General features: G+C 34.7%; 6 protein-coding genes and 1 pseudogene. 4 read left to right on the top strand and 3 right to left on the bottom strand.

What is annotated here, in order from left to right; all coding sequences use genetic code 11:
* Positions 1-254 (bottom strand): annotated as a pseudogene (locus tag P8H68_RS10670) (hypothetical protein); the annotation flags it as partial.
* A 155-nt stretch (positions 255-409) separates the two neighbouring features.
* Here P8H68_RS10670 and P8H68_RS10665 point away from each other — a divergent pair.
* From P8H68_RS10665 to P8H68_RS10650, 4 genes are all read left to right on the top strand, one after another.
* On the top strand, positions 410-2,752 hold the full coding sequence (locus P8H68_RS10665; RefSeq protein WP_300324711.1) for a UvrD-helicase domain-containing protein: 2,343 nt from the start codon (positions 410-412) through the stop codon (positions 2,750-2,752).
* An 86-nt stretch (positions 2,753-2,838) separates the two neighbouring features.
* A complete protein-coding gene (locus tag P8H68_RS10660) occupies positions 2,839-3,348 on the top strand; it encodes a DUF3124 domain-containing protein (RefSeq protein WP_300324709.1) in 510 nt (169 codons plus the stop codon).
* A gap of 2 nt (positions 3,349-3,350) precedes the next feature.
* Positions 3,351-3,959, top strand: a complete 609-nt coding sequence (locus P8H68_RS10655; protein WP_300324706.1) for a MarC family protein — start codon at positions 3,351-3,353, stop codon at positions 3,957-3,959.
* Between the two features lie 76 nt (positions 3,960-4,035).
* The gene (locus tag P8H68_RS10650) at positions 4,036-5,043 is read left to right on the top strand and encodes a beta-ketoacyl-ACP synthase III (protein ID WP_300324704.1); all 1,008 of its coding nucleotides are present in this window, start codon (positions 4,036-4,038) and stop codon (positions 5,041-5,043) included.
* A gap of 69 nt (positions 5,044-5,112) precedes the next feature.
* Here the strand turns inward: P8H68_RS10650 and lptB are convergent, their stop codons facing one another.
* Complete coding sequence (gene lptB / locus P8H68_RS10645; protein ID WP_300324701.1) at positions 5,113-5,850, bottom strand: LPS export ABC transporter ATP-binding protein; 738 nt, start codon at positions 5,848-5,850, stop codon at positions 5,113-5,115.
* Positions 5,851-5,869: 19 nt separating this feature from the next.
* Positions 5,870-6,676: a twin-arginine translocase subunit TatC gene (gene tatC / locus P8H68_RS10640; RefSeq protein ID WP_300324698.1), complete on the bottom strand. Its 807-nt coding sequence runs from the start codon at positions 6,674-6,676 to the stop codon at positions 5,870-5,872.
* Between the last annotated feature and the right edge of the window lie 23 nt (positions 6,677-6,699).

Genomic DNA, 6,699 nt, shown 5'->3' with positions numbered 1-6,699 from the left:
CTATAAGCTTCTTTGTTATCTCCTAAAGGCTTTACTCTAAGCAGCAATTGACTTGGATTGATACGTTCTAAAAACAAAGTGATTCGCTCATAGGCTTGCAGTCGAACTGGCAATGTTGCTTTTCTGTTTTCTTGCAAGAGGTTGAACTTTCTTCGATTGTTTTCGTTTTTAAAATGTGCATTGAAAAAATAATAAGCAATACCTCCTGTAATGATGGCCGGAAGAATTGATAAAGCAAGTGTTGTAAAGTCCATTTTATTCTTGTGAATTTATATAAGAGGAACGAATTTAATCATTTTTTTAAAATAGCGAATATGTAGATAACTTTTATTGTTTTAATAGAGCTTAAAACTTATTTTTGATGCTTGTAGTAGAGATACTTTTTTATTAAAATTCAAAAGAAATTAGTTTGGCAGATTATTTAGAAGGATTGAATCCATCGCAAAAAGCAGCAGTTTTACAAACCAAAGGACCTATGATTATCATTGCAGGTGCAGGTTCAGGAAAAACGAGAGTGCTTACCTATAGGATTGCCCATTTGATGAAGAGTGGTGTTGATGCATTTAATATTTTGAATTTGACTTTTACCAATAAAGCAGCACGTGAAATGAAAGAACGTATTGCTAGTGTGGTTGGACAAAGTGAGGCTAAAAATCTATGGATGGGTACTTTTCACTCGGTATTTGCTAGGATTTTAAGATCGGAATCAGACAAACTAGGATATCCTTCAAATTTTACCATTTATGATTCACAGGATTCTGTAAAACTTATAGGCTCTATCATCAAAGAGTTGCAATTAGATAAAGAACGCTACAAGGCAAAGCAAGTATTGAGTAGGATTTCTCAGTTTAAAAACAGCTTGATTACCGTAAAAGCTTATTTTAATAATACAGATTTAAAAGAAGCAGATACCATGGCAAGTCGACCTAAAATGGGGGAGATTTATAAGGCCTATGTTGAGCGTTGTTTTAAATCAGGAGCAATGGATTTTGACGATTTGTTGTTGAGAACGAATGAATTATTATCTCGTTTTCCTGATGTATTGGCAAAATACCAAGACCGTTTCCGATATGTGATGGTGGATGAGTACCAAGATACCAACCATTCTCAATATCTTATTGTGCGTGCTTTAGCAGATAGGTTTCAAAATATCTGTGTGGTTGGAGATGATTCTCAGAGTATTTACGCCTTCCGTGGTGCGAATATCAACAATATCTTGAATTTCCAAAAGCACTATACCGATGTTAAAACATTTAAACTAGAGCAAAATTATAGATCTTCTAAAAATATTGTAGAAGCTGCGAATAGCGTCATCGACAAAAATAAAACCAAATTAGATAAAGAAATTTTTACCGAAAATGCGGATGGACCAAAGGTAAAAGTAATGCGAACGATTTCTGATGGTGAAGAAGGAAGATGGGTGGCCAATTCGATCTTTGAAAACAAAATGAATCATCAATTGACAAATGATAAGTTTTGTATTCTGTATAGAACCAATGCTCAATCAAGAGCGATGGAGGATGCCTTGAGAAAGAAAAGAATTGCCTACAAAATTTATGGAGGTACTTCCTTTTATCAACGTAAGGAGATCAAAGATGTATTGTCTTATTTAAGAGTGCTTATCAATCCAAAAGATGATATAGCATTGACAAGAATCATCAATTACCCTGCAAGAGGTATTGGCGCAACAACGATAGATAAGTTAACAATTGCAGCAAATCATTATAACAAATCAATATTTGAAATAGTTGCTCATATTGATAAATTGGATATCAAAATTAATGCTGGAACCAAAACGAAGTTGAAAAATTTCGCCAATATGATTCAGGCGCTTTCTATCAATGCTCAAAAAGTTAATGCCTTTGAAATTGCAGATCAGGTAGTGAAGCAAATTCAAATTGTAAAAGATTTAGAAGCAGATGGTACTCCTGAAGGGATCAGTAAGGTTGAAAATGTGCAAGAGTTGTTGAATGGTATCCAGTATTTTGTAGATGATGCTAAGGAAAAGGAACAAGAAGATTCGTTGGCTGTGTTTTTAGAAGATGTCGCTTTGAAATCTGATTTAGATAGTGATAAAGAGGATGATGAGCCGATGGTTTCCTTAATGACGATTCACTTGGCAAAAGGGTTAGAATATCCTTATGTGTATATTGTGGGATTAGAGGAATCTTTATTTCCTTCTGCCATGAGTATGAATACGAGAAGTGAGTTAGAGGAGGAGCGTAGATTGTTTTATGTAGCGTTGACAAGAGCAGAACATCAGGCGTATTTAAGTTTTGCCCAAACAAGATATCGTTGGGGGAAACTAACAGATGGGGAACCAAGTAGATTCTTAGAAGAAATAGATCCTGCGTATTTAGAATATTTAACACCCAAAAAATTGGCGCCACGAACAAATAATTTTGTGGATAGCAGTTTGTTTGAAGATGATGTCCCTAAAGATAAAATAAGATTTAGAAAACCAATTCCTAGAAAATCAGCTAGTGTAAGAACAGCGAAACCAAGTGTGTTAAAGAAACCATTGGTAGCACCGAAAAATATGAAGCCCGTATCAAAAGTTGCAACGAGAGCTGGAGGTGTATCAGATGCCAAAATTGCAGTTGGGACAAAAGTAGAACATATTCGTTTTGGTCAAGGAGAGGTGATGAAATTAGAAGGAGTTGGTGGAGACGCTAAAGCTGAAATTAAATTTGAAAAGGAAGGAATGAAAAAGTTGATTCTGAAATTTGCGAAATTAAATGTCGTGGGGTAAATATCAGTAATTAGGAGTACTTGCATTCTGTGAAATTAGTTGTAGATTTATAAAAGAATAATTTAGCATTGAAAATAAATATTGCCATGAGAATATTATCAGCCTTATTATTACTTGTTCTTATAAGTTCATGTGAAACTCCAAAAGAAGAAGTGACGGTTATAAAAACGAATTTTGAAAAACGTTATGTTTCCAATCCGAGTATGGAGAATTTGGAATTAGGAGCTACCTATCTTCCGGTTTATTCTCATGTGTATCAGATGCACGGAAATAATAATTTGTATTTAACAATTACCACAAGTTTGAGAAATACGTCTGCTACAGAATCTTTATATATTTTAAAAGCGGATTATTACGATACTGCTGGGAAAAAAATAAGAGAATATTTAAAAAAGCCTATTGAACTAAAACCTTTAGAAACGGTTGAGATAATAATTGATCAAGTGGATAGAGAAGGCGGTTCAGGTGCTAATTTTATTTTTGATTGGGCTATTAAAGACAAAAGAAATTTGCCGTTGTTTGAGGCTGTTATGATTTCAACTTATGGACAACAAGGGGTCTCTTTTACAACCAACGGAACTCAAATTTATAAATAATAGTGGCAGAGGTATTAAGTGCTATATTGTTATTAATTGCGGTGATAGATCCAATGGGGTCTGTACCTGTTTATTTGGAAGCAACCAAACATTTTGATGCAGGTAAAAGAAGAAAAATTGCTATCAATTCTTCATTGATTGCTTTTTTTGTACTCTTCTTTTTTATTGTAGTCGGACAAATTATTTTAGATGGAATGGAGATTAGTCTAGAAGCTTTTCAAATTTCAGGCGGGGTTATATTATTCCTGTTTGCTATTTCAATGGTGTTGGGAGAAAGTAAGCCAGAGTCGGAAATGAGTTTGATTACGGATTATAAAAAAGTCACCATATTTCCAGTAGCCTTGCCTTCTATAGCATCACCAGGAGCTATTTTGGCTGTTGTGTTGATGACAGATAATACACTATATTCCATCACGCAACAAATTGTTACGATTGTAGAATTGGCCCTTGTTGTTGGAATTACTTGTTTGGTTTTATTAGTCTCAAACAAAGTGCAAAAAAGAATAGGAGAAGGAGGAATCATCGTAATCAGTAAGGTGATGGGCTTGATCTTATCAGCCTATGCAGCTCAGAGTATTTTGAGCGGTATCAAAGCTTTTTTTATGAGTTAGAAGAATCTAACAACTGGGATTGATTGCCTAGGATTTATTTCTTACATTTAAGTTTACTAACTAAATTGATATTATTATGTACAGTTCGAAAATAACGGGACTTGGTTTTTATGTTCCTGAAAATATCGTGACGAATGATGATTTGTCTAAAATGATGGATACCAATGATGAATGGATCCAGGAACGTACAGGAATTAAAGAACGACGTTGGATCAAGGAAGGATCTGGTGATTCTACCTCAGTAATGGGAGCCAAAGCTGCTAGAAAGGCAATTGAGCGAGCTGGATTGACAAAGGATGATATCGATTTTATAGTATTTGCAACCTTAAGTCCAGATATGTATTTTCCGGGTGGAGGTGTTGAAATTCAAGAGATGTTAGAGATGCCTACGATTGGTGCTTTGGATGTTAGAAATCAATGTTCTGGTTTTGTTTATGCTATGTCTGTGGCAGATCAGTTTATAAAAACAGGAATGTATAAAAATATTTTGGTCATTGGATCAGAGAATCACTCTGGTGGACTGGATAAAACCACGCGAGGTAGAAATGTTTCTGTGATTTTTGGAGATGGTGCAGGTGCTGTCGTTTTAAGTAGAAGTGAAGAAGAAGGAAAGGGAATTTTATCCACACATTTACATTCTGAAGGAAAGCATGCCAAAGAGTTAGTGCTGGAAGGACCAAGTACGGGGAGATGGGTTCCTGAGATCATAGAAAATAATGATCCGGATGATATTTCTTATTATCCTTATATGAATGGTCAGTTTGTTTTCAAGCATGCTGTAACGCGTTTTTCTGAGGCTATTTTAGAAGGCCTTGAAAAGAATGGATTAAAGCCTGACGATATAGATTTGTTAGTGCCGCATCAAGCAAACTTACGTATTGCCCAATTCATCCAGAAAAAGTTTAAATTGAATGACGATCAAGTGTATAACAATATCATGTATTACGGGAATACAACTGCAGCTTCGGTTGTAATTGCATTGAGTGAAGCCTGGGAAAAAGGTAAAATTAAAGATAACGACTTGGTAGTTCTGGCTGCTTTTGGAAGTGGATTTACCTGGGGGTCTGTTTTTATAAGGTGGTAATAAGTAGTGAGACTTCGACAAGCTCAGCCTCCAACGGATGTACCCTGAGCCTTTCTAAGGGTAATTGGTTTACTTGAACTTATTTTCTTTCAAAATAAAACTTTCTCCTAGATATACTTTTCTTACAGTAGGATCATCGGCAAGTTCTTTCGGTGTTCCTTCTTTTAAAATACCTCCTTCATACATCAAATAAGTTTTATCAGTAATGGCGAGTGTTGCTTGTACATCATGATCGGTAATTAGGATTCCGATGTTTCTGTTTTTCAATTGTGCCACAATACTTTGAATGTCTTCTACGGCAATAGGATCAACTCCTGCAAACGGTTCATCTAATAAAATAAATTTAGGGTCAGATGCCAAACATCGCGCAATTTCTGTACGCCTTCTCTCTCCACCTGAAAGCAAGTCTCCTCTGTTTTTTCTAACATGACCTAAACTGAACTCTTCTATAAGACTTTCTAGTTTCTCGTTTTCTTCTTTTTTTGTTCTTCCTGTAAATTGCAGTACGGATCGGATATTGTCTTCAACCGAAAGTTTTCTAAATACAGAAGCTTCTTGTGCCAAGTAACCCACACCATGCTGTGCTCTTTTGTACATTGGGAATTCAGTAACTTCAAGATCGTCTAAAAATATTTTCCCGAAATTTGGCTGCACCATTCCTACAATCATGTAAAAAGAAGTTGTTTTACCTGCTCCATTCGGACCTAATAAACCAATGATTTCTCCTTGGTTCACTTCAAGGGAAATACCTTTTACAACTTTTCTGTTACCGTATAGTTTTTGAATGTTTTCAGCTCTAAGTTTCATAAAAGAGAAATAAATTTTGTTATGCTTGTTCTTGTTTTTTTACTACAAATCTAGATACGTGGATACTTACTTCGTATAATATCAACACGGGAATAGAAACAATTATTTGACTGGCAACATCCGGAGGTGTAATCACAGCAGATAATAAAAGTACAACTACTAAAGCATGTTTTCTATATGTTTTCAAAAATTCTGGTGTGATCAATCCTAATTTTGTCAAGAAAAATATCAAAACAGGAAGTTCAAATACAACAGAAACTCCAAGTATGGTGTTTGTAACCATAGATATATAGGAGGATAAGGTAAAGTTATTTTGAATAGTGTCTGTAATTTCAAAATGATAGAAAAAATAAACAGACATCGGGACAATCACATAAAAACTAAAAGCTACTCCTGTGAAAAATAGGATAGAGGTGATGAATAAGAACCCTTTAGATTTTTTTATTTCGCTATCGTGCAATCCAGGAGCAATAAATTTCCACATCTCCCAAAGTATATAGGGAAAGGAAATGATCAAACCTAAAATCAACGAAGTCCATATAGCATTCATCAGCTGATTGGTCATAGAAAGACTTTGTAGTTTTTGAGGGAATTTAACACCACAAAAATCACTATCAATTCCTATGGAACTAAACACTTGGCAAAACCATTGATACGTAACAAAATTTGTATCTAAATGTGCTAATAGAAATCCATCATACACTTCCTTTTTAAAAACAAAAAGGATGATACCAAATATAAAAATTGCTGCAGTCGATCTTACTAAATGCCATCTTAATTCTTCAAGATGGGATAAAAATGACATTTGGTTTTTTTCTTCACTCATGAATTTAATAATTTGTGCGTACT

Origin of the sequence: Flavicella sp., from assembly GCF_029238425.1 — a bacterium.
Classification (GTDB): domain Bacteria; phylum Bacteroidota; class Bacteroidia; order Flavobacteriales; family Flavobacteriaceae; genus Flavicella.
This window is presented reverse-complemented; position numbering and strand designations above follow the sequence as displayed.